Origin of the sequence: Sphingopyxis selenitireducens, from assembly GCF_051550705.1 — a bacterium.
GTDB lineage: Bacteria > Pseudomonadota > Alphaproteobacteria > Sphingomonadales > Sphingomonadaceae > Sphingopyxis.
In genome coordinates this window covers 1,073,872-1,099,569 of the sequence record NZ_JBPULG010000001.1, presented here as the reverse complement: position 1 = coordinate 1,099,569, position 25,698 = coordinate 1,073,872, and the positions used below count along the sequence as shown (strand labels likewise).

At 64.9% G+C, this 25,698-nt stretch carries 27 protein-coding genes; 18 read left to right on the top strand and 9 right to left on the bottom strand.

From position 1 onward, the window contains the following. Positions 1-31: 31 nt before the first annotated feature. From ppc to ACSYDV_RS05040, 3 genes are all read right to left on the bottom strand, one after another. Positions 32-2,710, bottom strand: a complete 2,679-nt coding sequence (ppc, locus tag ACSYDV_RS05050) for a phosphoenolpyruvate carboxylase (protein ID WP_438322640.1) — start codon at positions 2,708-2,710, stop codon at positions 32-34. Positions 2,711-2,794: 84 nt separating this feature from the next. Beyond that, a complete protein-coding gene (locus ACSYDV_RS05045; RefSeq protein WP_438322639.1) occupies positions 2,795-3,217 on the bottom strand; it encodes a YbaY family lipoprotein in 423 nt (140 codons plus the stop codon). Positions 3,218-3,297: 80 nt separating this feature from the next. Next, a complete protein-coding gene (locus ACSYDV_RS05040) occupies positions 3,298-3,864 on the bottom strand; it encodes an HNH endonuclease (protein WP_438322847.1) in 567 nt (188 codons plus the stop codon). Between the two features lie 194 nt (positions 3,865-4,058). Between ACSYDV_RS05040 and gluQRS the strand changes: the two genes are divergently transcribed. From gluQRS to ACSYDV_RS05000, 8 genes are all read left to right on the top strand, one after another. Continuing rightward, a complete protein-coding gene (gluQRS, locus tag ACSYDV_RS05035; RefSeq protein ID WP_438322638.1) occupies positions 4,059-4,913 on the top strand; it encodes a tRNA glutamyl-Q(34) synthetase GluQRS in 855 nt (284 codons plus the stop codon). 9 nt (positions 4,914-4,922) lie between these two features. Continuing rightward, positions 4,923-5,150 (top strand): HIG1 domain-containing protein, encoded by a 228-nt coding sequence (locus ACSYDV_RS05030; RefSeq protein ID WP_438322637.1) that lies wholly within the window; start codon positions 4,923-4,925, stop codon positions 5,148-5,150. A gap of 13 nt (positions 5,151-5,163) precedes the next feature. After that, positions 5,164-5,745, top strand: a complete 582-nt coding sequence (locus tag ACSYDV_RS05025; protein ID WP_438322636.1) for a cob(I)yrinic acid a,c-diamide adenosyltransferase — start codon at positions 5,164-5,166, stop codon at positions 5,743-5,745. Between the two features lie 169 nt (positions 5,746-5,914). Further along, a complete protein-coding gene (gene egtB / locus ACSYDV_RS05020) occupies positions 5,915-7,219 on the top strand; it encodes an ergothioneine biosynthesis protein EgtB (RefSeq protein ID WP_438322635.1) in 1,305 nt (434 codons plus the stop codon). Between the two features lie 2 nt (positions 7,220-7,221). After that, positions 7,222-8,208: an L-histidine N(alpha)-methyltransferase gene (egtD, locus tag ACSYDV_RS05015; protein ID WP_438322634.1), complete on the top strand. Its 987-nt coding sequence runs from the start codon at positions 7,222-7,224 to the stop codon at positions 8,206-8,208. 55 nt (positions 8,209-8,263) lie between these two features. Further along, positions 8,264-9,130: a 3-hydroxyacyl-CoA dehydrogenase NAD-binding domain-containing protein gene (locus ACSYDV_RS05010; protein ID WP_438322633.1), complete on the top strand. Its 867-nt coding sequence runs from the start codon at positions 8,264-8,266 to the stop codon at positions 9,128-9,130. An 89-nt stretch (positions 9,131-9,219) separates the two neighbouring features. Then, a complete protein-coding gene (locus ACSYDV_RS05005; RefSeq protein ID WP_438322632.1) occupies positions 9,220-9,708 on the top strand; it encodes a hypothetical protein in 489 nt (162 codons plus the stop codon). 28 nt (positions 9,709-9,736) lie between these two features. Then, on the top strand, positions 9,737-10,879 hold the full coding sequence (locus ACSYDV_RS05000; protein ID WP_438322631.1) for an epoxide hydrolase family protein: 1,143 nt from the start codon (positions 9,737-9,739) through the stop codon (positions 10,877-10,879). A 33-nt stretch (positions 10,880-10,912) separates the two neighbouring features. Here the strand turns inward: ACSYDV_RS05000 and ACSYDV_RS04995 are convergent, their stop codons facing one another. The 3 genes from ACSYDV_RS04995 to ACSYDV_RS04985 all read right to left on the bottom strand — a co-directional run bounded on the left by ACSYDV_RS04995 (position 10,913) and on the right by ACSYDV_RS04985 (position 13,296). After that, a complete protein-coding gene (locus ACSYDV_RS04995) occupies positions 10,913-11,221 on the bottom strand; it encodes an MliC family protein (protein WP_438322630.1) in 309 nt (102 codons plus the stop codon). A gap of 15 nt (positions 11,222-11,236) precedes the next feature. Next, on the bottom strand, positions 11,237-11,854 hold the full coding sequence (locus ACSYDV_RS04990) for a beta/gamma crystallin-related protein (RefSeq protein WP_438322629.1): 618 nt from the start codon (positions 11,852-11,854) through the stop codon (positions 11,237-11,239). 113 nt (positions 11,855-11,967) lie between these two features. Further along, positions 11,968-13,296 (bottom strand): NupC/NupG family nucleoside CNT transporter, encoded by a 1,329-nt coding sequence (locus ACSYDV_RS04985; protein ID WP_438322628.1) that lies wholly within the window; start codon positions 13,294-13,296, stop codon positions 11,968-11,970. Positions 13,297-13,471: 175 nt separating this feature from the next. On the opposite strand from ACSYDV_RS04985, the gene ACSYDV_RS04980 reads away from it, so the two are divergent. The 6 genes from ACSYDV_RS04980 to ACSYDV_RS04955 are packed head-to-tail and all read left to right on the top strand — an operon-like array spanning position 13,472 to position 17,591. Then, positions 13,472-14,149 (top strand): queuosine precursor transporter, encoded by a 678-nt coding sequence (locus ACSYDV_RS04980; RefSeq protein ID WP_438322627.1) that lies wholly within the window; start codon positions 13,472-13,474, stop codon positions 14,147-14,149. Continuing rightward, the gene (gene argB / locus ACSYDV_RS04975) at positions 14,146-15,054 is read left to right on the top strand and encodes an acetylglutamate kinase (RefSeq protein ID WP_438322626.1); all 909 of its coding nucleotides are present in this window, start codon (positions 14,146-14,148) and stop codon (positions 15,052-15,054) included. The genes ACSYDV_RS04980 and argB overlap by 4 nt, the downstream gene beginning before the upstream one ends. Positions 15,055-15,098: 44 nt before the next feature. Then, positions 15,099-15,398: a YggT family protein gene (locus ACSYDV_RS04970; protein ID WP_438322846.1), complete on the top strand. Its 300-nt coding sequence runs from the start codon at positions 15,099-15,101 to the stop codon at positions 15,396-15,398. Continuing rightward, positions 15,398-16,291 (top strand): bifunctional methylenetetrahydrofolate dehydrogenase/methenyltetrahydrofolate cyclohydrolase FolD, encoded by an 894-nt coding sequence (folD, locus tag ACSYDV_RS04965; RefSeq protein WP_438322625.1) that lies wholly within the window; start codon positions 15,398-15,400, stop codon positions 16,289-16,291. The genes ACSYDV_RS04970 and folD overlap by 1 nt, the downstream gene beginning before the upstream one ends. Before the next feature lie 2 nt (positions 16,292-16,293). Beyond that, entirely contained in the window at positions 16,294-16,965 is a 672-nt protein-coding gene (locus tag ACSYDV_RS04960) for a hypothetical protein (protein WP_438322845.1), read from the top strand. Continuing rightward, positions 16,962-17,591: a MarC family protein gene (locus tag ACSYDV_RS04955; RefSeq protein WP_438322624.1), complete on the top strand. Its 630-nt coding sequence runs from the start codon at positions 16,962-16,964 to the stop codon at positions 17,589-17,591. The genes ACSYDV_RS04960 and ACSYDV_RS04955 overlap by 4 nt, the downstream gene beginning before the upstream one ends. Before the next feature lie 57 nt (positions 17,592-17,648). Here the strand turns inward: ACSYDV_RS04955 and ACSYDV_RS04950 are convergent, their stop codons facing one another. Further along, entirely contained in the window at positions 17,649-18,338 is a 690-nt protein-coding gene (locus tag ACSYDV_RS04950; protein ID WP_438322623.1) for a YiaD family glycine zipper/OmpA-like lipoprotein, read from the bottom strand. Positions 18,339-18,555: 217 nt separating this feature from the next. On the opposite strand from ACSYDV_RS04950, the gene ACSYDV_RS04945 reads away from it, so the two are divergent. Further along, positions 18,556-19,881, top strand: a complete 1,326-nt coding sequence (locus tag ACSYDV_RS04945; RefSeq protein WP_438322622.1) for a hemolysin family protein — start codon at positions 18,556-18,558, stop codon at positions 19,879-19,881. A gap of 756 nt (positions 19,882-20,637) precedes the next feature. Here the strand turns inward: ACSYDV_RS04945 and ACSYDV_RS04940 are convergent. Both ACSYDV_RS04940 and purD read right to left on the bottom strand, forming a co-directional pair. Further along, complete coding sequence (locus tag ACSYDV_RS04940; protein WP_438322621.1) at positions 20,638-21,465, bottom strand: helix-hairpin-helix domain-containing protein; 828 nt, start codon at positions 21,463-21,465, stop codon at positions 20,638-20,640. Between the two features lie 62 nt (positions 21,466-21,527). After that, entirely contained in the window at positions 21,528-22,805 is a 1,278-nt protein-coding gene (gene purD / locus ACSYDV_RS04935; RefSeq protein ID WP_438322620.1) for a phosphoribosylamine--glycine ligase, read from the bottom strand. Between purD and xseA the strand changes: the two genes are divergently transcribed. The 3 genes from xseA (at position 22,804) to ACSYDV_RS04920 (ending at position 25,448) form a co-directional block, all read left to right on the top strand. Continuing rightward, complete coding sequence (gene xseA / locus ACSYDV_RS04930; protein ID WP_438322619.1) at positions 22,804-24,228, top strand: exodeoxyribonuclease VII large subunit; 1,425 nt, start codon at positions 22,804-22,806, stop codon at positions 24,226-24,228. The two genes, purD and xseA, sit on opposite strands and share 2 nt — an antisense overlap. 75 nt (positions 24,229-24,303) lie before the next feature. Beyond that, complete coding sequence (locus ACSYDV_RS04925; protein WP_438322618.1) at positions 24,304-24,516, top strand: DUF2093 domain-containing protein; 213 nt, start codon at positions 24,304-24,306, stop codon at positions 24,514-24,516. Further along, on the top strand, positions 24,513-25,448 hold the full coding sequence (locus ACSYDV_RS04920) for a M23 family metallopeptidase (RefSeq protein WP_438322617.1): 936 nt from the start codon (positions 24,513-24,515) through the stop codon (positions 25,446-25,448). Before ACSYDV_RS04925 ends, ACSYDV_RS04920 begins: the two co-directional genes overlap by 4 nt. Positions 25,449-25,698: the final 250 nt, after the last annotated feature.

The following is a 25,698-nucleotide window of genomic DNA, read 5'->3' as shown; positions in this document are numbered from 1 at the left end:
TATCCGTCGCCTTCGCGGGGGCGACGAATTCCTACCCGCTATTCCTGAGCGCGGTCGCGATCGCGTTGATTGTCAGCTGAATCCCCTCGGCAATCCGAGGGTCGGTCTCGCCCGCGCGGTGGCGTTTCATCAGCTCGATCTGCAACAGGTTCAGCGGCTCGATATAGGGCAGCCGCAACCGGATCGACGCCTCCAGCGCCGGATTCTTGTCGAGCAATCGCGTCTGGCCGGTGATGTCGAGCAGCCCGTCATGCGCGCGGTTCCATCCGTCGCGGATGCGGCCGAAGATCGCTTCATGCCCGTCGACATGGTTCGCCAGCTCGGCATAACGCGCCGCGATCCCCATGTCGGATTTCGCCAGCACCATCTCCATATTGTCGAGCAGTGCGGCGAAGAAGGGCCAGCCTTGCGCCATGTCGGACAGCAAGGCCTTGTCGCCAAAGCCCGCGAACGCCTCGCCCGTGCCGTACCAGCCGGGCAGCATCGCGCGCGCCTGCGACCAGCTGAAGACCCACGGGATTGCGCGCAAATCCTCGATCGCGCTGCTCTTGGTGCGGCTCGACGGGCGCGACCCGATTTTCAGCGTCGCAATCTCGGCGATCGGGGTCATCGCGCGGAAGAAATCCTTGAACGTCGGTGTGTCATAGACCAGCCCGCGATAGGCGGCGAAGGCGCTGTCCGACAATTTTCCCATCGCCTCGGTAAAGCGCGGCGCGTCGGCCGTGCCCAGCGCGTCGGGTTCGAGGCTTGCGAGCAGGCTCGCCGACACCATCGCTTCCAGATTGGTCGCCGCGCTTTCGCTCGTGCCGAATTTGGCGGCGATCACTTCGCCCTGTTCGGTGATGCGGATGCGGCCCTGCACCGTGGACGCGGGCTGGGCGCGGATTGCGGCAAAGGCGCTGCCGCCGCCGCGCCCGACCGCGCCGCCGCGGCCGTGGAACAATTGCATCGACGGCCCCGCCGCCTCGAACACCGGGGTCAGCGCCTGCGACGCCTGATGCAGCCCCCAGGTCGAGGTCAGATAACCGCCGTCCTTGTTCGAATCCGAATAGCCGATCATCACTTCCTGATGGCCGCGTAAGACAACCTGCGGGCCGATTTCTGGCATCGCGAAATATCGCGCCATGATGTCGGGTGCGCGGTCGAGATCGGCGATCGTCTCGAACAAAGGCACGACCATCAGATTGCTCTCGCCCGCCGCCTCGCCGCTGCGCCACAGCCCGGCCTCGCGCGCGAGGACATGGACTTCCAGCAAGTCGGACAGGTCCTGCGCCATGCTGATGATCCACTGGCAGATCGCTTGCCCGCCCAGCCGCCTGCGGACGTCGGCGGCGGCATGGACGATCGCGAGTTCGCCCGCGGTCTCTTCTGACCATGCGTGCCACGGCGCCGCGAGCGGCCGGTCGCTCTGCAACTCGGCGGTCAGCAGCGCGACGCGCGCGTCTTCGTCCAGCGCCAGATAATCGGCGCACACGCCCGAAACCTGTAGCAGTTCGGCCAGCACGCGCTCATGCACCGCGCTATTCTGCCGCATGTCGAGCGTCGCCAGATGGAAACCGAAGACTTCGACCGCGCGGATCAATCGCCCGATCGCGCCGATTCCGCCGAGCTGGCCTTCGCCGCTCGCCGACAAGCCATTGGCGAGCGTGATAAGGTCGCCGCGAAAATCGGCAGGGGACTCGTAAATCCGCCCCGTCAACGCCGACGGACGCGGGGGTGCGCGGCCGACGATGGCGGCATAGGTCGCGCACAGCCGCGCATAAATCCCCGACAAGGCGCGGCGATAAGGCTCGTCGCGGCGGCTCGGCGCATCGTCGCCGCTCGCCTCGGCCAGCGTCTCGACCGCTTCGGACACCGGCGCCAGCGCCGACGACACCGACAGCTCGGCGCCCAGCGCGTGGACCGCGTCGATATAATGGCCCAGTACAGCGGCGGCGTTGCGCCCTGTCGCCATTTGCAATGTCTCGGCGGTGACGAAGGGGTTGCCGTCGCGGTCGCCGCCGATCCAGCTGCCGACGCGCAGGAAGCTTGCGGGGCGCTGGCCCAGTTCCTTTTCCCAACGCGCATAGAGTTTCGGCACCACGGGCAGGAACACGTCGCGCAAATAGGTCAGCGCATTGTCGATCTCGTCGGCGACAAACAATTTTTCGGTGCGCAGCGGACGCGTCTGCCACAACAGCACGATCTGCCGCCGGATCGCATCCTCAAGCACATCGCCCTCGGGGGTTTCGTCGGCCCCCGTATCGCGCAGCAGCATCAGCTCGGCGATGCGGTTCTTGTGGTCGAGCATCGACTTGCGGCGTACCTCGGTCGGATGCGCGGTCAGCACCGGCGCGATCAGCGCGGCGTCGAGCAGCGCGGCAACCGCATCACTGCCGATCCCGTCGGTCTTCAGCTTGGTGAGCGCCGCCGCGACGGTCGCCTCGGGCTCCGCCGCCACTCCCTGCCGGTCCTCGGCAAGATTGGCGAGCATCGAAAACAGCATGAAGCCGCGAACGAAGGCGATCGTGTCGTCAAGGCCCAGCGCGTCGAGCCCCGGGTCGATCGCCTCGGCCCCCGCGATCCCGCGGTGCCGGTCGACGCTCGACGATCGGATATATTCGGTCTGGCGATACAGCTTGTCGCCGCCATAGGCGCGGATAACGTCACCGAGGATCCGCCCCAGATAGCGGATGTCGGGATTTTGCGAGATCTGTATCGGAGGGCCCATGACCGCTTTGCTGCACCTGCGAAGGCGCAGCGTCAAGCGGCGGGACAGGCGCGCATAGCTATGCGCGCCTGTCATATCCTGTCGTCAGCGCGTCTTGATGAGGACCAGCGTCCCCAGGTCGATGCGCGGCTGGCCCGTGAAGGTCACGCTATTATGCGTATCGGTGATGAACATCAGCTTCCCCGACGCGTCGGTGATCCGCGCCGAGACCGCATAGCGGCCGCGCGGGTCGAGGCGGCGCTGATCGACCGTCAGGGTAAAGGGAAAGGGCACCTGCCGGCCATCGGCGGTGAACGACTGCTGGGCGATCGTCTTTGACGGGGCGTCCATCAGGCTGACGTCGGCGAGCTGGATTTCGACCTGCACGGTCGGGGGCAGCGCCATGCGCTCGCGATAGGTGATGTTGCCGGTGACCGATACCGGCTCTTCGGACGGCATGATCGTCGCGCAGGCGGCAAGCGGCAGGGTGGCGAGGCTGAGCGCGACAGCGCGGGTGATACGGACCATGACATTCTCCTGTTTCAATGGTTGGCGGCGCTCTGGAACCGCTCAGGTGAATTGATGCTGTCTGCCCCGTTGTGCGCCTGTCATCCTTCCAGTTCGACGTCCCAGTACAGCCAGTCGATCCAGCTTTCGTGCAGATATCCCGGGGGAAAGGCGCGGCCATTGTCCTGCAACTGCCAGGTCGTCGGGCGCCACGGCTGGCGATAGATCGGCATATGTGCCTGTTGCGGCGTCCGGCCGCCTTTGCGCAGGTTACACGGTGCGCAGGCGGTGGTGACATTTTCCCAGCTCGTCCGTCCGCCCAGCCGGCGCGGAACGACATGGTCGAACGTCAGGTCTTTGCCCGCCCCGCAATATTGGCATGAAAAACGGTCGCGCAGGAACAGGTTGAACCGCGTGAAGGCGGGGTGCTGCGACGGCTTCACATATTGGCGCAGCGCAATGACGCTGGGGATCGGCATCGTGCGCGTTGGCGAATGGATTTCGCGTTCGTAATTTTCGACGATGGTGACGCGGTCGAGGAAAACCGCCTTGACCGCGGTTTGCCAGGGCCACAGGCTGAGCGGGTAATAGCTGAGCGGCGTATAATCGGCGTTGAGCACCAATGCGGGACAGCTATCAGGATGTCGGGCGAGATCGGGATGGAACATGGCTTTTCGACGCTGCCCCTTTTGCTGCGAGGGATGGCGCGCCACTGCCGTTCCCGAGTGACACTGTCATTACATGACGTATCTGAATCTGACGTCAAGGGGGCAATTGCCGCAAGATATGGAATGATTCAAAAGTCGCGACCACAGCATATAGGGCATTGCCGCGCGCAGTCCCTGAAATCACCGGGACCGCCATGCTGACCCGATTCGCGCCCAGTCCGACGGGCGAACTCCATCTCGGCCATGCTTATAGCGCGCAGCTCGCGCACGGCGCCGCGCGGGCAGCCGGCGGCCGGTTCGTGCTGCGCATCGACGACATCGACGGCAGCCGCTCGCGCGACGAATATGTAGGCGCTTCGCTCGCCGATCTCGCATGGCTCGGGCTCGACTGGGACGGCGAACCGGTACGCCAGTCGCAGCGGCTCGGCGATTATGCGGCAGCGCTGGAGACGCTGCGCGCCCGCGACCTTGTCTATCCCTGTTTCTGCACCCGCGCCGATATCGCCGCCAGCCTTTCGGCGCCGCATGGCCCGTCGGGTGTGGTCTATCCCGGTATCTGCCGCGACCTCTCCGCCGAGGAGCGCGCGCGGCGCATCGCGGCGGGGGAGGCGCATTGCTGGCGGCTCGACATGGACCGTGCCGCGGCAGGGGCGGGCGACCTCATATGGGAGGAGCAGGGGCAGGGGATGCGCGCCGCCGCCCCCCGCGCCCACGGCGATATCGTCCTCGCGCGCAAGGACGCCCCCGCCAGCTATCATCTCGCCAGCACTCTCGACGATTCCAATATGGGCGTGACGCACGTCGTGCGCGGTGCCGACCTCATCGCCTCGACCGATGTCCACCGCCTGCTTCAGGCGCTCCTCGATCTCCCGACCCCAGTCTATCGCCACCACGGCCTCATCTGCGGCCCCGACGGCAAGCGGCTGGCGAAGCGCGACGCCGCGGCGTCGCTCGCCTCGTTGCGCGCCGCGGGCATCGACGGCCGCGCGCTCGCCGCCGATTTGCGCGCCGGGCGGCTTCCCGCTGGCTATTCGCTGCAAAATCCCTAAAATAGCGTCATGCAAATCCTTCTCGTCCTGGCGGTCGTTGTCGCGGCCGGATTCGTCCTCTTCTCGCTCGCGCGGGGCCTTTTCTATTTCTCGCAGGGCCACCACGCCGCGATGGAAGGCAAGGTCGAGGAAAATCAGTTGATGCAGAATAAAATGATGATGTCGCGCATCAAGTGGCAGGCGATCACGATCATCCTGCTCGTGGTGATCGGCCTGACGGCGGCCGGCGGCAGCTGAGCCCGCGCATATCATGGTCAAACTCAACAAGATCTACACGCGCACGGGCGATGACGGCACCACCGGACTTGTCGACGGATCGCGTATCGCCAAATCGGACGGGCTGATGGCGGCGATCGGCGACGTCGACGAAGCGAACAGCGCGGTCGGGATTGCGGCGGCTGCTCTCGATCCGGCGAGCGAGGAAGCCGCGATGCTGTCGCGTATCCAGAACGAGCTTTTCGACCTTGGCGCCGACCTTGCGACCCCGCCCGATATCCAGTTCGGTTTCGGTCCGCACGATATGGCGCTGCGGATCGTCCCCAGCCAGATTGCGCGCCTCGAAGATGAAATCGACGCGATGAACGACGCGCTCGGTTCGCTCAAAAGCTTCATCCTGCCCGGCGGGACCGAGGCGGCGGCGCGCCTCCACCTCGCCCGCGCGATTACCCGGCGCGCCGAACGTGCGGGCGTCGCAGCGGGCGCCGAACGCGATCTCAATCCGCTCGCGCTCAGCTATCTCAATCGCCTGTCGGACCATCTCTTCGTTCTGACGCGTCACCTCAACGCTGCTGCTGGCGGCGATATCCTGTGGAAACCCGGCGCGACGCGCTGAGGGGGCACCGCGCCCCTCCTTCGTCACCCCGGACGTGATCCGGGGTCTACGCTCTCATGGAGCGGGATCAGGAAATATGTTCCCTTAATGTTCTGGACATTGCGTCGCGGCATCACCATAATCGACGTCTCTTGCGAAACCGAATCGCGCCTCGGGGAATTGTCTTGTCATGGCCAGCCGAACCGATGTTTCGCCGACAATCGACAGAGTGGAGGCGCTGACGCAGCGCTTCGCGGCGACGCGGCGCCTGTCGCTCGACCTCGTCGCCCCCTTGTCCGACGCCGATGCTTCGGCGCAGTCGATGTCCGACGCGTCGCCCGCCAAATGGCATCTCGCGCACACGACATGGTTTTTCGAAAGCTTCGTGCTGCGCGATCATGTGCCGGGCTACCGCGCCTGGGACGACCGCTTCGCCTATTTGTTCAACAGCTATTATGAAGCCGAAGGTCCGCGCCACGCCCGCCCGCAGCGGGGGCTGCTGACCCGCCCGTCACTGGACGACGTGCGCGACTGGCGCACGCATGTCGATGCCGCGGTGCAAGACGCGTTGCCCCGCCTCTCGCCTGCCGCTCTCGCGCTCGTCGAACTCGGCGTCCAGCACGAACAGCAACATCAGGAATTGCTGCTCACCGATATCAAGCATCTCTTCGCGCAAAACCCGCTCGGCCCCGCCATGTGGAACGCTGCCGACCCTGCATTTCAGAATGAAGTTGCGCAGTTTTCCGCCCTTTCGTCGTCGCGCGACGCGGCTCCCCCGATGCGCTGGATTGAGGGCGGCGAGGGCGTGGTTCCGGTCGGTCATCATGGCGAAGATTTCGCATTCGACTGTGAACTTCCGCAGTTTTCCGCGCTTCTGGTGCCGCACGCGCTCGCCAGTCGCACCGTGACCAACGGCGAATGGCAGGATTTTATCGACGATGGCGGCTATCGCATGCCATCGCTCTGGCTCAGCGACGGCTGGGCGTGGGTGCAGGCCGAAAATGTCGAAGCGCCGGCCTATTGGCAGGACGGGCGGCAATTCACGCTCGCTGGCTGGCAGGATATCGACCCCGCCGCGCCCGTCACCCACATCAGCTTTTTCGAGGCCGATGCCTTTGCCAGCTGGGCCGGCGCGCGTTTGCCGACCGAGATCGAATGGGAAGCCGCCGCGGCCGTGCTCGACCCGGCATCGGGGCAACAAATGGACACCGCCGGGCCGGTGCATCCGGTTGCGGACGATGGTGACACGGGGCTGCAACAGATGTTCGGCAGCGTGTGGGAATGGACCGGCAGCGCTTATCGCCCCTATCCCGGCTTTCGCGCCGCGCCCGGCGCTGTCGGCGAATATAATGGCAAGTTCATGAGCGGCCAGTTTGTGCTGCGCGGCGGCAGCTGCGCGACTCCGCGCGGCCATGTGCGCGCCAGTTACCGCAATTTCTTCTACCCCCATCAGCGCTGGCAATTCACGGGCCTTCGCCTGGCCAAGGATATTTAAATATGGGCGTTGTGCGCAACCTTCGTCAGGTTTCGGCCGACGATGCCGGAATCGACGTCGCCTTTCGCGCCGACGTCCATGCCGGCCTCAGCCAGCAGCAAAAGGCGATTCCCGCGCGCTGGTTTTACGATGCGACCGGATCGGCGCTGTTCGAGGATATTACCGCGCTTCCCGAATATTATCCGACGCGCAGCGAGACCGACCTGCTCACCCGCCACGCCGCCGATATGGCGGCCGCGATCGGCTCCGGCCGCGCTGTGGTCGAACTGGGATCGGGAAGTTCGACCAAAACGCCCTTGTTACTTGGCGCGATTGCGCCCGCCGCTTATGTGCCGGTCGATATTTCGGGCGATTTCCTTCGTGATAGTTCGGCGGCGCTCGCTTTGCGCTTTCCCGGTCTCCCCATCTATCCGGTCGAGGCCGATTTTACCCAGCGCGTCGATCTGCCGCGCGAAATCGGGCCGCTGCCCAAGCTCGGTTTCTTCCCCGGTTCGACGATCGGCAATATGGTCGCGCGCAGCGCGGTCGATCTGCTCCGCCATTGGCGCGGGGCGCTCGGCGACGGCTCGCTGCTCCTGATCGGGATCGACCGGATCAAGGATATCGCGATTCTCGAACGAGCCTATGACGATCCCGCCGGGGTGACTGCGGCGTTCAACCTCAATCTCCTCGAACGGATCAACCGCGAACTCGGCGGCGACCTTCCGATCGAGAATTTCGTTCACCGCGCCGTCTGGAACGACATTTATGCGCGGATCGAAATGCATCTTGTTGCCGCATGCGACATGGAATTCACTGTCGATGGCCACAGCTATGCGATGACCGCGGGTGAGACGATCCACAGCGAGAACAGCCATAAATATGGCCCGCGCGACGCAAATCTCCTGCTGCGGACGGGCGGCTGGACCCCGGTCGCGACATGGGATGACGCCGATCCCGCCTTCGCCTTGATCCTTGCCGAAGCAACCGCTTTCCGTTCCGCCCCTTGACGCGCTGTTTCCAAAGCCTAGTCAGCGCCCACGGATATAGTGAAAGGATAGCGGAATGATCGTCGGCGTCATCGGTGCGGGGCAAATGGGTGCGGGGATTGCGCAAGTGTCGGCCGGCGCCGGCCATGATGTGCTGCTTTCCGACATCGACCTCGCGCGTGCCGAAGCCGGTAAGGCAGGCATCGCCAAGGCGCTCGGCCGCCTCGTCACCAAGGAAAAAATGACCCAGGGCGACGCCGACGCCTTGCTCGCGCGCATCACGCCGGTTGCCGACCATAGCGCCTTCGCCCCCGCCGATCTCGTGATCGAGGCGGCGACCGAGCGCGAAGAGATCAAGCGCGCGATCTTCGCCAGCGTCGGGCCGCATCTGTCGGAGACCGCGATCCTCGCGACCAACACCAGCTCGATCCCGATCACCCGTCTGGCGCAGGCGTCGCACGATCCCGCGCGCTTCATCGGCGTCCATTTCTTCAATCCCGTTCCGGTCATGGGGCTGATCGAACTGATCCGCGGGCTCGCGACCAGCGATGCGACGCTGCAGGCGGTCGAGGCGTATGGCCGCGGGCTCGGCAAGGAAATCGTCCACGCCAACGACGCGCCGGGCTTCATCGTCAACCGCGTCCTCATGCCGCTGATCAACGAAGCGGTGTTCGCTCTGGGTGAAGGCGTAGCGACGATGCAGGATATTGACGCCGGTTGCCGCCTCGGCCTCAACCATCCGATGGGTCCGATCACGCTCGCCGATTTCATCGGGCTCGACACCTGCCTCGAAATCATCCGCGTGCTCCACAGTGGCACCGGCGATCCCAAATTCCGCCCCGCACCGCTGCTCGTTCAATATGTCGATGCGGGCTGGGTCGGCAAAAAGGCCGGGCGCGGCTTCTACGACTGGACCGGGCCCGAACCCGTACCGACACGCTGACGCCGACAATGATTGAGCCGGGAGCCGGCTGACTTTCCATGCGTTGAGACTATGGGCCGCACTGCCCGGAGCGAACAGAGGAAAAGATCATGCGCAGCAAGCTTCTGATTGGCCTGATGGCCACGGCCTTCATCCTTCCGGTTCCTTCTTACGCCCAAAAGGGTGCGCCGGAGGATTCGACGATCAAGGATACGGCCAATTCGGTGACCGAACCGTTCGATGGCAAGGAAGTGCCCCCAAAGCTTTTGGCGATTCAGGAGGATCCCTATTCGCTCGCGGGGCTTGGCAAATGTGCTACGATCATTACGGAAATAACCGAACTCAACGCGGTGCTCGGCCCCGACGTCAACGAACAGGTCGACAAGGACCGCGCGAAGAAGCGTGAAGAAACGGCAGGCCGCGTCGCTGGCACGATAGCAGGCGGGATTATTCCGTTCCGCGGGCTGATCGGCGAGGTCACCGGGGCCAATGCCGAGCGCCGCCGCTACGCCTTCGCCGTCTATGCCGGCACGGTCCGCCGCGGTTTCCTGAAAGGCGTCGGCCTCGAACGCGGTTGCAAGGCGCCCGCGCGGCCCTAATCTGGCATGATTGCCGGGGGAGAGCCGAATGCGCGTCGAAAATATCCGTCCGTTCCACGTCGCGGTGCCCGACGCGGCGCTCGATGATCTGAAAGACCGCCTCGCCCGAACCCGTTGGCCCGAAAAGGAAACTGTTGCCGATTGGGATCAGGGTCTTCCGCTCGCCTATGCACAGGAACTGGCCGCTTATTGGCAGCATGACTATGACTGGCGGCGCGTCGAGGTGCGGCTGAATGCGCTGCCCAATTATCTGGCCGAGGTCGATGGCCTCGATATTCATTTCCTCCATATCCTTTCGGACAACCCCGCTGCGCGCCCGCTGGTATTGACCCACGGCTGGCCGGGATCGGTGCTCGAATTCCTCGATGTCGTCGCTCCGCTCTCGGCTGACTATCACCTCGTGATTCCGTCGCTCCCCGGCTATGGCTTTTCGGGCAAGCCGACGAACGCCAAATGGAGCGTCGAACATATTGCCGCCGGCTGGGACGCGCTGATGCGCGCGCTCGGCTATGATCGCTATTTCGCGCAGGGCGGCGATTGGGGGAGCGCCGTCACCTGCGCGATCGGAATGAATCACGCCGATCATTGCGCCGGCATCCACGTCAATATGGTCGTCGGCGTGCCGCCGCCCGACTTGATGAGCGATCTCACCGACGTCGAGAAAATCTATCTGGCGCGCTTCGGCTGGTATCAGGCGAAGGACAGCGGCTATTCGACGCAGCAGGCGACGCGACCGCAGACGCTCGGCTATGGCCTGACGGATTCGCCGGTCGGGCAAATGGCGTGGATCGCCGAAAAATTCCATGGCTGGACCGATTGCGGACACGAACCGGGCGGACAATCTGTTGGCGGACACCCCGAAAAGGCGCTGTCAAAGGATGCGATGCTCGACACGATCAGCCTCTATTGGCTCACCGCGAGCGCGGCCTCGTCGGCACGGCTCTATTGGCACAGTTTCCGTAGCTTTGCCGCGGGCGAGATCATGGTGCCGACAGGTTGCAGCCTGTTTCCGAACGAGATCATGCGGCTGTCGCGGCGCTGGGCGGAGCGCCGCTATCGCAACATCGTCTATTGGAACGAGGTCGAGCGCGGTGGCCATTTCGCCGCGTGGGAACAACCGGAATTGTTCGCCGCCGAAGTGCGCGCCGCCTTTGCGGGGATGACGCTTTGAACGGGCCGCCGCGTCGCCGGCGGCCCGTTCAAACTACATCGGCCGTATAACCACGCTGCAGGTCTCGGCCGCCGAACGGGTGGCGGTGTTCCATGTCACCTGATTGCCCTGCCGGTGCAGTCGTGCGCCCGTCTTGTTTTCATAAATGGCGCCGCTGTTGGCAGGCGTCGAACGCAGTACCAGCGTCCTGCCACCATTGACGCGCACGATCGCGCTATCCGGCAAATAGTCGACCTTCAGCCGGGTCCCGCCGCTGCATTCATAGGCGGTTCCCGTCCTTGCGGGGACCGATGAGCAGGCGGCCAGCGCGAACGTAGCGGTGGCGGCTGCGACGATGTGCATCTGCGTTCGTATGGCTCAATAACCCGAACGGACGCACAGCACGTCGGCGAGGTAAACGCGGTTTGCGACCGTTTCCATATGCTCGCGTGCCGACCCGTTCCAGCCGATCGAACGGCACCAGGTGTCGGCGGTCTGCGCCGCGCAATTGGCGGTTCCCGACCCGTTGGCGCAGGCTAGAACACGGCGGTTTCCGGTCGCGGGCTGGGTATGGAATTCGGCGAAATTGCCGCGGGTGCTCTGGTCGTTGGCGGGCGGGCTCGGGCCCCAGCCACCGCCGCCGCCCGAACCGACCGGCCGGATAGACTGGATGGTCAGACCGCGCAGCACATTGTTCAGCACCGGCGTGTCGCGATCGACGGTGCGGCACTGACCGCGATAGCGGGTCCTTTCGCACAGCTCCCAGCGTCCGTTCGTCACCCGAATCGAATTGACCGGCCAGGCGAGGCCGAGGTTTGGCTTGGCCTCGCCGATGAAGACTGCCGGGCCGCGATAGCTGGCGTCGCGATAGATGGTCGCCTCGGTCGGACGCGCCATGCGCTCTTCGGGCGGCTGGGCATGGGAAACGGCAAACAGACCACCTCCCACCGAAAGCGCGGCTGCGGCGAATATCGACAAACGATAGGCGGTTTTCATGATGCCCTCCTGTTCCAGATCCGAACCTCGGGAATCTATCATTTCCGGCCGGTTCCGCCAAGCGGCCGGAGGCCAGTGCCTATGTCGCTGTCGAAGGAAGGCAACCTGTCAGTTCAAGGCGCCTTTGCCGGGGCCTGAGCAGGTGCTTCCGCGGGCGTCACCGCCGAAATGGGCGGCGTTGCTGCCGGAGGTGCCACGGGCGGGGCGATGCTCAGCATCAAGCCCGCCAGCGCCGCCGACATCAGGTTCGACAGGCTTCCCGCGAGCAGCGCTTTCAGCCCCAGTCGTGCGATCATCGGGCGTTGATTGGGGGCAAGGCTGCCGGTGACTGCCATCTGGATCGCAATCGAACTGAAATTGGCAAAGCCGCACAGCGCAAAGGTCGCGATCGCGATCGCAGCCAGCGACATGTCGCCCTGCAATTTGCCAAGGTCGATGAAGGCGACGAACTCGTTGAGAACGACCTTGGTCCCGAACAAGCCGCCGACGGCGGCGCTTTCGTTCCATGGTACGCCCATCAGCCACATCACCGGGCGAAAAATGGCGCCGATGATCGCCTGGAACGACAGGCCGTCATAGCCAAACCAGCCGCCAATCCCGCCGAGCAGGCCGTTGGCGAGGGCGACGAGCGCGACAAAGGCGAGAACCATCGCGCCGACCGCAACCGCCAGCTTGACCCCGGTCTGTGCGCCCTGTGCCGCCGCCATGATCAGGTTGGCGGGTTTTTCCTCATCATGGCTCGCCTCGGGCATGATCACGGGCTCGATACCCAGATCCTTGGGATCGTCGGGCATCATGATCTTGGCCATCAAAATGCCGCCGGGTGCCGACATGAAACTGGCAGCGAGCAGGTAGGGCAGCAATTGTTCACCGATCATGCTCGCATAGGCGCCCAAAATCGTGCCAGCGACCCCCGCCATGCCGACGGTCATGATCGTGAACAGCTGCGACGGGGTCAGGCCCGCGAGATAGGGGCGGATGACCAGCGGGGCTTCGGACTGGCCGACGAAGATATTCGCCGCGGCGCCGAGGCTTTCGACCTTGGTGATGCCGGTGACTTTCTGGATCGCGCCGCCGACCCATTTAATCACCAGCTGCATGATGCCCAGATAATAGAGGATCGAGATCAGCGAGGCGAAGAAGATGATGACCGGCAGCGCCGCGATCGCAAAACTGTTTCCGCCCATCTCGGGCGCCGCAAGCGGTCCGAAGATGAAATCGGTCCCGGCCTTGGCATAACCGAGCAGGTTCGACACCGCGTTCGACATCCCCTGGATGATCGCGCGGCCCCACGGGGTGCCGATCACCAACAGGGCGAAACCGGCCTGAAGCAGGAAAGCGGGGACGACGATCCGCAAGCGAATCCAGCGGCGGTTCGACGAGAAAAGCACGGCAATCGCGAGCAATGCGACAATGCCAAGCAAACCGATCAGGCGTTCCATATCTTCGTGCGTCCCCCGCGAGCGTAATTCGCCTGTCTAGCGGGCTTTGGCGGCGGGGCAAGTCCGGGGTCGGCCTTTCCGAGAGGACGTGGCGGACATCGGGCCATATCCCGCATGCCGAAACGAGGTTGCGGCGCCATCTTTCCAGCGCCAGCAAAACCGACTATCGGGCGGCATGACCGACACCACTTCGACGGCGCTGCCGCGCACGCTATCGCCCTCGCTCTTTCTTTTTACCATCATCTATGGCGGCATGGTCGTGCTCGCCGGGGTGCTCGGTAACAAGCAGGTCGCGCTGGGCGACTGGCTCGCGGTCGAAGCCGGGATTTTCCCGTTTCTGTTCCTCGTCGCCTTGTCGAGCAGCGTGTCGGAACTGCACGGTCAGTCAACCGCCAACCGCCTCGTACTCTGGGGCTTCGTCCCGCTGGTCCTGTCGATCATGCTGACCGCGCTGGTGCTCGCGCTCCCGGCGTCGTCCGAAATGCAGCCCGAACGGCTTGCCGCTTTCGACACGATATTGGGTCAGAGCCCGCGCCTGATGGCGGCAGGGATCGTCGCCTATGGCACGTCGCAATTTCTGAACGTCACCATCTTCAGCAAACTTCGCGGACGCGAAGGCGCGGGGGCCGGATCGACCTGGCTTGCGGTGCGCGGTGCGATCGCCAGCGCGCTGAGCCAGATTGTCGACACCCTGCTGTTCGTCACCATCGCTTTTTCGGGCGTCTTCCCGATCGCCAATTTGATGGGCGGGCAGATGCTGGCAAAAGTCGGGCTGTCGATCGTGGTCATTCCGTTTGTCATCACGGGCCTCGTTGCGCTTGGCCGCCACCTTGATGCAAAGAACGCAGGATGATGACGATGACCGATCCCTCCAAAATGCCCGACCTGCTCGCCAAGGCCGAAACCCTCGTCGAAGCGCTGCCCTATCTGCAGCGCTACGCCGGCGAGACCTTCGTGATCAAATATGGCGGTCACGCGATGGGCGATGCCGAGGCGCAGCGCGATTTCGCCGAAGATATCGTGCTGCTCAAGGCGGTCGGGATAAATCCGGTCGTCGTTCATGGCGGCGGACCGCAGATCGGGCGGATGCTGAAGCAACTCGGGATCGAATCCACCTTCGTCGGGGGCCTTCGGGTCACCGACGCCGCGACCGCCGAGGTTGCCGAGATGGTGCTGGCGGGCAAGATCAACAAGGAAATCGTCGGCTGGCTTGCCGCGCTCGGCGGTCGCGCGGTCGGCATTTCGGGCAAAGACGCCAATCTGGTCCTCGCCGAAAAGGTACGCCGCACCGAACCCGACCCCAATTCGGGGATCGAGCGGCATGTCGACCTCGGCTTCGTCGGCGAACCGGTGGCGGTCGATCCGACGATCCTCGTCAATCTGACCAAGGATAATTTCATCCCCATCGTCGCGCCGGTCGCGCTCGGCGCCGATGGCGCGACCTATAATATCAACGCCGATACGATGGCGGGGGCGATCGCCGGTGCGCTGGGCGCCAAGCGCTTCTTCCTGCTCACCGACGTCGCCGGGGTGCTCGACAAATCGGGCGCGCTGCTCACCGACCTCGACCGCCCGGCGATCGAGGCGCTGAAGGATGACGGCACGATCACCGGCGGCATGATACCCAAGGTCGAGACCTGCGTCGCCGCCGTCGATGCCGGGGTCGAGGCCGCGGTCATCCTCGATGGACGCATCCCGCACGCAATGCTGCTGGAAATTTTCACGGCGAGGGGTGCGGGCACGCTCATTCACCGCTAAGAGCGTTCAAACGCCGCCTTTTACGGAGACCTGTCTTGCTTCTCATGCTCATCCAGATCGTCCACATCATCCTGACGGTCCTGTGGTGGTTCATCATCGCGCAGGCGGTGATGTCGTGGCTGATCGCGTTCAACGTCATCAACACGCACAATGATTTCGTCCGCCAGCTGTGGACGGTACTCGACCGGATCACCGAGCCGCTTTACCGCCCGTTTCGCCGCATCATGCCCGATTTCGGTGGCCTCGACCTGACCCCCATGCTGGTCCTGATCCTGATCATCATCATCGACGGACCCGTGCTGAACTATCTGGCGAGCCTCGCTTATAGCAGCGGGATGGCGTGATGACTGCCGAAGCAATCGACGGCAAGGCCTTCGCTGCGGGTCTTCGCGCCCGGATCGGTGATGCGGTTCCGGCATTTCAGGCAGCAACAGGGCGCGTTCCCGGGCTCGCGGTTGTGCTGGTCGGTGACGATCCGGCGAGCGCGGTCTATGTCGGGTCGAAAGGCAAGGCGACGGTTGCGGCCGGCATGGCGAGCTTTGAGCATCGCCTGCCCGCCAGTGCGTCGCAGGAAGAGGTCGAGGGGCTGCTCGCGACCCTCAACGCCGACGAATCCGTCGACGGTATCCTGCTGCAGTTGCCGCTGCCCGGACATCTCGACGAACAGGCGGCGGTCGCGACGATCCACCCCGACAAGGATGTCGACGGGCTGACCCCGGTCAGCGCCGGGCGCCTCGCGCTCGGCATTCCCGGCATGGTGCCATGCACCCCATATGGCTGTTTGCTGCTGCTCGAGGATCGTCTCGGCGACCTGTCGGGCAAGGATGCGGTCGTGATCGGCCGTTCGATCCTCGTCGGCAAGCCGATGGCGCAATTGCTGCTCGGCGCCAATTGCACCGTCACCATGGCGCACAGCCGGACGAAGGATTTGCCCGACCTCGTTCGCCGCGCCGATATCGTCGTCGCCGCCGTCGGCCGTGCCGAAATGGTGAAGGGCGACTGGATCAAGCACGGCGCGGTCGTCATCGACGTCGGTATCAACCGTCTCGCCCCCGCACCGGGGGAAGCAAAGGGGCGGCTCGTCGGCGACATCGATTATGCCGGGGCCGCGGCGGTCGCCGGTGCGGTCACCCCGGTTCCTGGCGGCGTCGGTCCGATGACCATCGCCTGTCTGTTGCGCAACACGCTCGTCGCCGCGCATCGCCGCGCGGGGCTCGCCGATCCGAAAGGTTTTTGATGATGCGCCGCCTGTTGCTGATGTCCGCTATCTCCGCGCCGTTGCTCGCAGCCTGCGCATCGACGGACGATCTTCGCAACAGGCCGCTTTCGGCCAACCCCAGCGCCTTCATCGCCGCCGAGATCGGCTTTGCCCGGCTGGCGCAGGAAAAGGGGCAATGGACGGCGTTCCGCGAAACCGCGGCGTCCGATGCGGTGATGTTCGTACCGCAGCGCGTCAAGGCGCGCGACTGGCTGAAATCGCAGAAAGATCCTGCCGAGGCGGTGAAGTGGCAACCGCATGCGGTGTACGTCAGCTGCGACGGCAATGCCGGGGCGACGACCGGCGCGTGGCAGAAGGGCGGGGAGAATGGCTATTTCACCACCGTCTGGCTGCGCGATCCCAAAAAGGGCGATCTGCTCTGGACGCTCGACCATGGCGACACGCTGACCACTCCGCGCGAAGCGCCCGATTTCATCGCGTCGAAACAAGCGACCTGCGGATCGCCGGGCGTTGGCGTCGATGGCGGAACCGAGGGTGAGGATCGGATGATCGGGCTGTCACCCGACCAGACGCTTAGCTGGACCTCGACCGTCCGCGCCGACCAGTCGCGCCGCGTGACGATTCGGCTGTGGGATGGCACGCAGATGGCGACCGTCATCGACGATCAGGTCGCGGTGCCCAAGCGGCCATGATGGACCTGTTCATTTCGGCCTTCGTCACCCTGTTCGTGGTCATCGACCCGCCGGGATGCGCGCCGATCTATGCCAGCCTGACGTCGGGTGCGAGCGCCGCGCAGCGCCGGGCGATGGCGATCCGCGCGACGTTGATCGCCGGCTGTATTCTCGTCTTTTTCGCGATGTTCGGCGAAGCGCTGCTCAGCTTCCTGCACATCGACCTTGATAGTTTCCGCATCGCGGGCGGCATCATGCTGTTCATGATCGCAATCGACATGGTCTTCGAAAAGCGCACCGAGCGACGCGAACAGCGCGCCGAGAAGCTGATGGCGACCCCCGAGGTCGAGGATGTTTCGGTGTTCCCGATGGCGATGCCGATGCTCGCGGGACCGGGGTCGATCGCCTCGGTGATGCTGCTGGTCGCGCAGAATAACGGCCTCGACCGCGCGATGGTGATTTTCGGTGCGTTGCTGCTGGTGCTGTTGCTGACGCTGGCCGCTCTGCTCACCGCGGGGCCGCTGATGCGGCTGATCGGCAACAAAGGTGAGGCGGTGATTACCCGGCTGCTCGGCGTGCTACTCGCGGCGCTTGCGGCGCAGTTCGTGATCGATGGATTGAAAGCCAGCTTCCCCTCGCTGGGTTAGTGATGAAAAGAGGGCGCCGCCCGCAGGCGACGCCCTTTCTCATCCACGGGAATGGATTTATCGTGCGGCGTTGACGTCGGCCTGGGTCACCGGCGCGATGCGAATTTCGACGCGGCGATTGCACTGATAATCGGCCTCGCTCACCTCCGGCGTGCATTTCAGCTGCGATTCGCCGTAGCCCAGCGTCGCCATGCGCGCGCGCTGGATGCCGCGGCCACCCAGATAGTCGGCGACCGACGCCGCGCGGCGTTCGGACAGGCCCTGATTATAGGTATCGCTGCCCTTCGAATCGGTGTGGCCGTACACGTCGATATAGGTGCTCGGATATTCGGCGAGCGTCGTCGCGACATTGTCGAGCGCGCTGCGGAACTGCGGCTTCACCAGCGCGCTGTTGAGGTCGAAGGTCACGTCGCCCGGCATGTTGAGCACCAGCTGATCGCCCTGGCGTTCGACGTCGATGCCGGTGCCCGCAGTGCGTTCGCGCAGCTTCTTTTCCTGCTGATCCATATAATTGCCGATGCCCGCGCCGGCGACGGCGCCGATACCAGCGCCTAGAATTTCTTCGGTACGGCTGTTGCGGCCGCCGATCAGGTCGCCGAGCAGATATCCGCCGAGCGCACCGCCGATGCCGCCGATCGCGGCCTTCGAAATGCGCTTCTGACCCGTTTCCGGATCGGTAACGCAGCCGGTCAGCGCGAGCGCGCCAAGGCTGGCGAGCGTGGTGAGCTTGATCATTCTGCTATTCATCGTGTCGCTCCCTTTATTTGCGGCGGCTTCGCCGGTCATGCGAACGTCGCTTCAAGCCGATAACATATGGCTGCGTTTCTGGTTCCAAAATCTTGCTGAACAATAGCTGAGCCATGTGTTGACGGGCACCATTGTATATCGCTGCATCTTTCGCCTATAGGCAGGACATGACCGACGAAGACAGGGGCTGGGCGCCGAAGCGCCCGCAACACATCCGATGACTCCTTTTCCCTGGTCTGACGTTGCGATCATCGCCGTCCTGATTCTGCTCAACGGCATTTTCGCCATGTCTGAACTCGCGCTCGTGTCGTCGCGTGGCCCGCGTCTGCAGGCGGCCGAGAAGCGCGGCAGTCGCGGTGCGGCGATCGCACGCAGGCTCGCTGCCGACCCCGGACGCTTTCTGTCCACGGTACAGGTCGGCATTACGCTGATCGGGATTCTCGCCGGTGCCTATTCGGGTGCCAGCCTGGGTGGCCCCGTCGGCGAGCGATTGCAGGCGCTGCTTGGCCTCAACGACGAAAATGCGCTGGCCGCCGGTTTTGCGCTCGTCATTGCGATTACAACCTATTTCTCGCTGATCGCGGGCGAGCTGGTTCCCAAGCAGTTCGCGCTGCGCTCGCCCGAACGCATCGCGATTGCGGTGGCGGTGCCGATGTACTGGCTTTCGAAGGTCGCGGCGCCGCTGGTCTGGCTGCTGGACAACAGTTCGGCGCTGGTGTTCCGCCTGCTCGGGCTCAACCGCGAATCGGAAGATCGGGTCACCGCCGAGGAATTGCACCTGATCGTCGCCGAAGCGTCCAAATCGGGCGTGATCGAGGAGAGCGAACGCGCGATTATTTCGGGCGTCGTGCGCCTTGCCGACCGCCCGGTGCGCGAGGTGATGACCCCGCGCAAGGATGTCGACTGGATCGACATCGCGTCCGACGCCGATGGGGTGCGCGCGAAATTGCTGGAAACCCCGCACACGCGAATCCCGGTGGCGCGGGGCTCGGTCGACGATATCGTCGGGGTCGTGCAGGCGCGCGACATCGCCGGCGCCTTGTTCCGCGGCGATGCGCTTGACCTTGAAAAACTCACCCGCCCGGTAAAGGTCATCCACGACCAGATCGACGCAATGGATGCGCTTGAGGCGCTGCGTGTCGCCGAAGTGCCGATGTTGTTCGTCCACGACGAATATGGCCATTTCGAAGGACTGGTGACCCCCGCCGACCTGCTCGCAGCGATCGCGGGCGAATTTGCGTCGGATCAGGACATCGGCAGCGAGCCTTTCGTCGTCGAGCGTGACGACGGCAGTCTGTTGGTTGCGGGTTCGATGCCCGCCGATCAGATGGCCGAACGGCTGGGGATCGAACTCGCCGACGACCGCGATTATGCGACGGCGGCAGGCCACGCGCTCGCGATATTGAAGCATCTGCCCAAGGAGGGCGAGGTGTTCCGCGATCGCGGCTGGCAGTTCGAGATCGTCGACATGGACGGCCGCAAGATCGACAAGCTGCTGGTCACCGAGATGAGCAAGCCGAAGGCCGAGTCGGACGGCGAATAGGCGGTTCGCGCCGCGCAATTTTATTCCAAAGTATAGGAAGTACACACCACGTACCCCCTCATTTCGCTCCCTCGCGCACGGCGGGCGCTGTGCAGCGAATGACGGAGGTGGAGGGGTGATCGAGTGGCCATGAGCGTGAGGCTATGCGCTCCGGATAATGTAGGACAGCGGAATTTTCGGGCCTGTCCCTTTGTTGGCTTTTGGGTGGGAAGCGGACGTTTCCGACTCTTGTCGTCATCCCCGCGAAGGCGGGGATCCCGCTTGTTCCTCACCGGCGTTAAGCGGGATCCCCGCCTTCGCGGGGATGACGGAGTTCGGTCGTGAGCTGCCATTTCCATTTCGTCACCCCGGACTTGATCCGGGGTCCATGACTTCAATGCTGCTGTGGATCCCGGATCAAGTCCGGGATGACGAGTCAGGCGAGGTCGGCTTGCGGTCGTTTCCAGTCATCGCGCCCAATCGGCAGTAAATGGCGAAAATGGGGTGGGAAGCGGACGTCAGAAATCCTCCCTGTCGCGCAGCGATGGGGAGGGGGACCGCCGCCGCAGGCGGTGGTGGAGGGGCAGCGACAGCAGCGCCAAAGCCCCTCCGTCAGCGCTTCGCGCTGCCACCTCCCCATGGCTTCGCCACAGGGAGGATCAAAGCTCCGCAATCGGTCGCTCGCTCCCATCTCCCAGATCGTCACCCCGGGTCGATTCCGGCACGAGAATGGGAAGGCTGCCTGTCCGCATCTGTGGAGATTGACGGAAGGCAGGGTCAGAGTTCGCCGCCCAGCGCGCCATATTTCGCTTCGAAGCCGGCCTTGTCGCCGCGCGCGAGATAGCCGGCCTGATCGACCAGATTGTCGCGCCCGATGCGGCCTTGGAACGTGCCGAGTTGCGGGTCGATGGCGGCGATGTCGGCGGCGGTCCACCCGGCGATCTGCTGAAAGCTGTTGACGCCAAGGCCATGAAGCAGTGCGACCATTTTGGGTCCGACACCCTTTAGCAACTGAAGATTGTCTGCTTTGGCCGTTGCGGGGGCCTTTGCAGGGGCCTTTGCAGGCGCGGGTGCGCGCGCCGGAGTGCCGGGTTTCTCGGGAGCCGGGGCTGCCGCTTTGGCCGGTGCCGGCTTTGCAGGGGGTTTCTTCGCAGCCTTGGCAGCGGGCTTCGCCGGGGGTGTTGCGGCGGGCTTTGCTGCTGGTGCCTTTGCCGCAGTCTTCACCGTGGCAGGCTTTGCGGCGGCTTTTGGCTTCGTCGCGGGCTTTGGCGGGGGGGCTTTGGCAACCGGCTCCATCACGGGGGCGGGCTTCGGAGCCGGCGCGGGTTCCGGCGCAGGCGGTGCCTTGGCTGCGGGCTCCGGTGCGGGTGGCGGAGCGGCGGGCGCGACGGGTTGCGGCTTGGGCTCAATCGGTTTGAAGCGCGCGGGTTCGGCGGCGATGATTTCGGGCTTTGCCGGTTCGAGCGGCTTTGCGGGTTTCGCGGGTGCCGCTGTGGGCGGCGCAATTTCTTCAGGCTTTTTGCGGCGCAGCAGCCATGTGAGGAGTATGATCGCGACGACGAGGCCGACGACCGCGATGATCCAATTTTCCTGAAGCCATATCATGATATTTTCTGCTCCCATATTGTCCCAGCCTATGCGGCTGGCAGCGCCGCGTCCAGCGTCTGCTATTCCGCCTCTCGCGCCACCTCACGCCAGCCGATGTCGCGGCGGCAAAAACCGCTGGCGAAATCGAGCTTGTCCACCGCAGCATAGGCACGCGCCTGCGCTTCGGTGACGGTGCGGCCGGTCGCGGTGACATTGAGTACGCGCCCGCCCGCGGCGACGATCCGGTCGCCATCGCGCGCCGTTCCAGCGTGGAAAACGCGGACCCCGCCGGTTTCGGCGTCGGCGATGCCGTGGATCGCGCCGCCCTTTTCGGGGGTGGCGGGGTAGCCGTTCGCCGCCATCACGACGGTCAGCGCATAGTCGCTGGCGAAGGCGGGAGGCGTCGCACCGGTGAGTGCGCCGGTCGAGGCGGCGTGGAGCAGCGCGGCGAGATCGCCGGTATAGCGCATCATCAGCACCTGACATTCGGGGTCGCCGAAGCGCGCGTTATATTCGATCAGCTTTGGTCCCGCGTCGGTCAGCATCAGCCCGGCAAAAAGGACACCGACATAGGGCGTGCCCTCGGCGGCGAGCGTCGCCACCGTCGGACGGATGATGCGGTCCATGACCTGGGATTCGAGTTCGGGCGTCAGCACGGGGGCGGGGCTGTACGCGCCCATGCCGCCGGTGTTCGGGCCGACGTCGCCGTCGCCGACGCGCTTGTGATCCTGCGCGCTGCCGAACGCCATGACGTTGGTGCCGTCGGAGAGCGCGAAGAAGCTCGCCTCCTCGCCGGTCATGAATTCCTCGATCACCACTTCGGCGCCCGCGCCGCCAAAGGCGCCGTCGAACATGTCGTCGACGGCTGCGGCCGCGTCCGCCGAAGTCTCGGCGATGATCACGCCCTTGCCCGCGGCGAGGCCGTCGGCCTTGATCACGACGGGGATCGAAAAGCCTTCGAGCACGGCATGGGCTTCGTCGGCGCTGGTGCAGCGGACATAGGCGGCGGTCGGGATGCCGGCGCGCGCGCACAGATCCTTGGTAAAGCCCTTCGATCCTTCGAGCTGCGCTGCCGCAGCGCCGGGGCCAAAGACCGCGATGTTCAGCGCGCGCAGGCGGTCGGCGAGCCCCGCGACGAGCGGCGCTTCGGGGCCGACGACGACGAAATCAATGCTGTGCGCGGTGCAGAAAGCGATCAGCCCGTCGAGGTCGTCGACGCCGATGGCGACGCATTCGGCATAGGCTTCGATCCCCGGACTCCCCGGTGCGGCATAGAGCTTGGCGCAGCTTTCCGATTGTGCCAACTGCCAGCTAAGCGCATGTTCGCGGCCCCCCGAGCCCACCAGCAGGATATTCATGTCAGTCCCTTTTCCCGATCCGGCGTCCGAAAGCGACGCGCCCGCGCGGCTGTTAGCCGAGGGCGCGCCCGGCGACAATGCGCCAGCCCTTTCGGTCAGCCAATTGTCGGCGGCGATCAAGCGCACGGTCGAGGACGGCTTTGCGCGCGTGCGGGTGCGCGGCGAATTGTCGGGGACGAAGCGCGCGGCGTCGGGGCATTTTTATGCGGCGCTGAAGGACGACAATGCGCTGATCGACATGGTGATGTGGAAGGGGCAGGCGGGCCGCCTCGCTTTCCGGCCCGAGGACGGGATCGAGGTGATCGCGACCGGCAAGCTCACCACCTATCCGGGCCGGTCCAAATATCAGCTCGTCGTCGACAGCCTCGAGGTCGCGGGCGAGGGCGCATTGATGCTGCTCTTCGAGAAATTGAAGGCGCGGCTTGGCGCCGAGGGATTGTTCGACCGCGAGCGCAAATACGACCGCCTGCCCTATCTGCCGCGCACGATCGGCGTCGTGACCTCGCCGACGGGGGCGGTGATTCGCGATATTCTCCACCGGCTTGCCGACCGTTGCCCGACGCGGGTGATCGTCTGGCCGGTGCTGGTGCAGGGCGACGGCGCGGCGGCACAGGTCGCGAATGCGATCCGGGGCTTCGATAGTATCGAACCGGGCGGCCCGGTGCCGCGCCCCGATCTGGTCATTGTCGCGCGCGGCGGCGGCTCGATCGAGGATCTGTGGGCGTTCAACGAAGAGATTGTCGTGCGGGCGATCGCCGACTGCCGCATCCCGACGATCAGCGCGGTGGGGCATGAGACCGACGTGACGCTGGCCGACTATGCCGCCGACGTGCGCGCGCCGACGCCGACCGCCGCCGCCGAAATGGCGGTGCCGGTGCGTGCCGAGCTGCAGGCGCAGCTTGCGACATGGGGCGGCCGGATGATCGGCGCTGCGAGCCGCCATCAGGCGCTGGGCGTCGAGCGGCTGACCGCGCTCGCGCGGCATCTGCCGAAGCGCGAGGCGCTTTATGCGCCGCAGCGTCAGCGGCTCGACGAATATGGCGACCGGCTGGACCGCGGGCAGCAGCACCGGTTGACGGTGATGGCCGAACGTCTTGCGAACCGTTCAGGCGCGCTGCGGCCGTCGTTGCTTGCGAGGGCATGGGACCGCGACCGGGCGCGGATCGAAGGGTTGGGGCGGTTGCTCACGTCGCTCGACCCACGCGCGCTGCTGTCGCGCGGCTATGCGATGGTGCGCGATACGGGCGGGGCGATCGTCACCACGGCGGGCAAGGCGCGGGAGGCCGGTTCGCTGCGGTTGCAATTCGCTGATGGCGAAGTGGCCGCAGAGGTGACGGACGGCGATGCTCCCGCGGGAGCGCCCAGGTCCGCACGTAAACCGCTGCCACCGGCGCCCAAACGGGGGCAGGGCGAGCTTTTCTGAGGTCAGCGGGGGTGTCCGCGCGCGGCGAAGCTGATATAGAAGCCCGATGACGTGCCACCATTTGGATATAGAGCCATGTTGATCGCCAGCCGCAACCGCCTCGCCCGCCTGCAATATGGCCCGAACGGATTTCGCGTATTGGAACCCGGCGATCATGTGCTGTGCGCGGTGACGGGTGCGCCGATCGGGCTCGACGAGCTGCGTTACTGGTCGGTCGCGCGGCAGGAGCCCTATGCCACCGCCGCCATATCGGTGCAGGCCGCGCTGGACGACACGCGCGGGGCATGAGTTTCGCCGGGCATGGGCCGCGCCATGCGGCCGCGTCGCTGTTGCTGGTTCCGTTGCTGGTTACCGCAAGCTGTGTGCCGTCCTCCGCAACCTCTGAGGCGCCCCATCCTCCCGCTGCCGCTTATTCTCCGCCGGTCGCCGTTCCGGTGCGGCCCGCGGCGCCGATTCGCGGAGACTTCATTCTACGCGGAACGCCCGGGCAGGGTGGGGTACTTGTCGGAAAGGCGCCCGGTGGTACGCGCACGCTGACGCTCGATGGCCAAGTGATTCCGGTCACCTCCGACGGCGATTTCCTGATCGCCTTCGATCGCGATGCCGGGGCTGATGCGCGGCTTGTCGCGACGCTCGCCGACGGACGCGCGGTGGAGCGTCGGCTCGATGTGGCCCCCGGAAGTTGGCGGCTCGAGCATATCAATGCCCCCTATCGCGGCAGTGCGTCGAATGACGCCGAGTTCCAGCGCCGCCGCCCCGCCGAGCTGGCGCAAATCGCTGCAGCACGGAACATGGCGGTCGATTCGGATGGCTGGCGGCAAGACTTCATCTGGCCGGTGAAGGGGCGTTTCTCGGGCTTCTTCGGGTCGCAGCGCGTCTATCAGGGTAAGCCCGGTGCCTATCACAGCGGCACCGATGTCGCGGTGCCGGCGGGAACGCCGTTTGTCGCGCCCGCCAATGGCGTTGTCGTGCTCGCGGCTGCGGCGCCCTTCACGCTCGAGGGCAATTTGCTGATCGTCGACCATGGCATGGGGCTGAGCAGTGCCTTCCTCCATTGTCAGCGGCTTGACGTGAAGGTCGGGGACCGGGTGATACAAGGGCAGCGGCTTGGCACTGTCGGCGCGACCGGCCGCGCAACCGGACCGCATATGCACTGGGGTCTGAAGTGGCGCGATGCCCGGATCGATCCCGGAAAACTCGCGGGCGCGATGGGCAGCTGATCGGCTCGCCGTCCATGAACTGGTAACCGCTGAAACAAAATTTCGCAAAACCGGCAAAGGCGGCACATTGTGTTGCGTTGAGTCTCCGTGTTGTTGCAAATACGTCACAATCGCCTTCTAAACGGCGGAAAGCGTAGGTTATTCCCTTTACTCCCGATGAACGAACCGCCATCCGGCGTGCCATCGGGGTAGTTTTGCGGAGGGATAATCTTCAGCGCAGGACCTGCCCGGGTGTTTCGATCCACCAGTA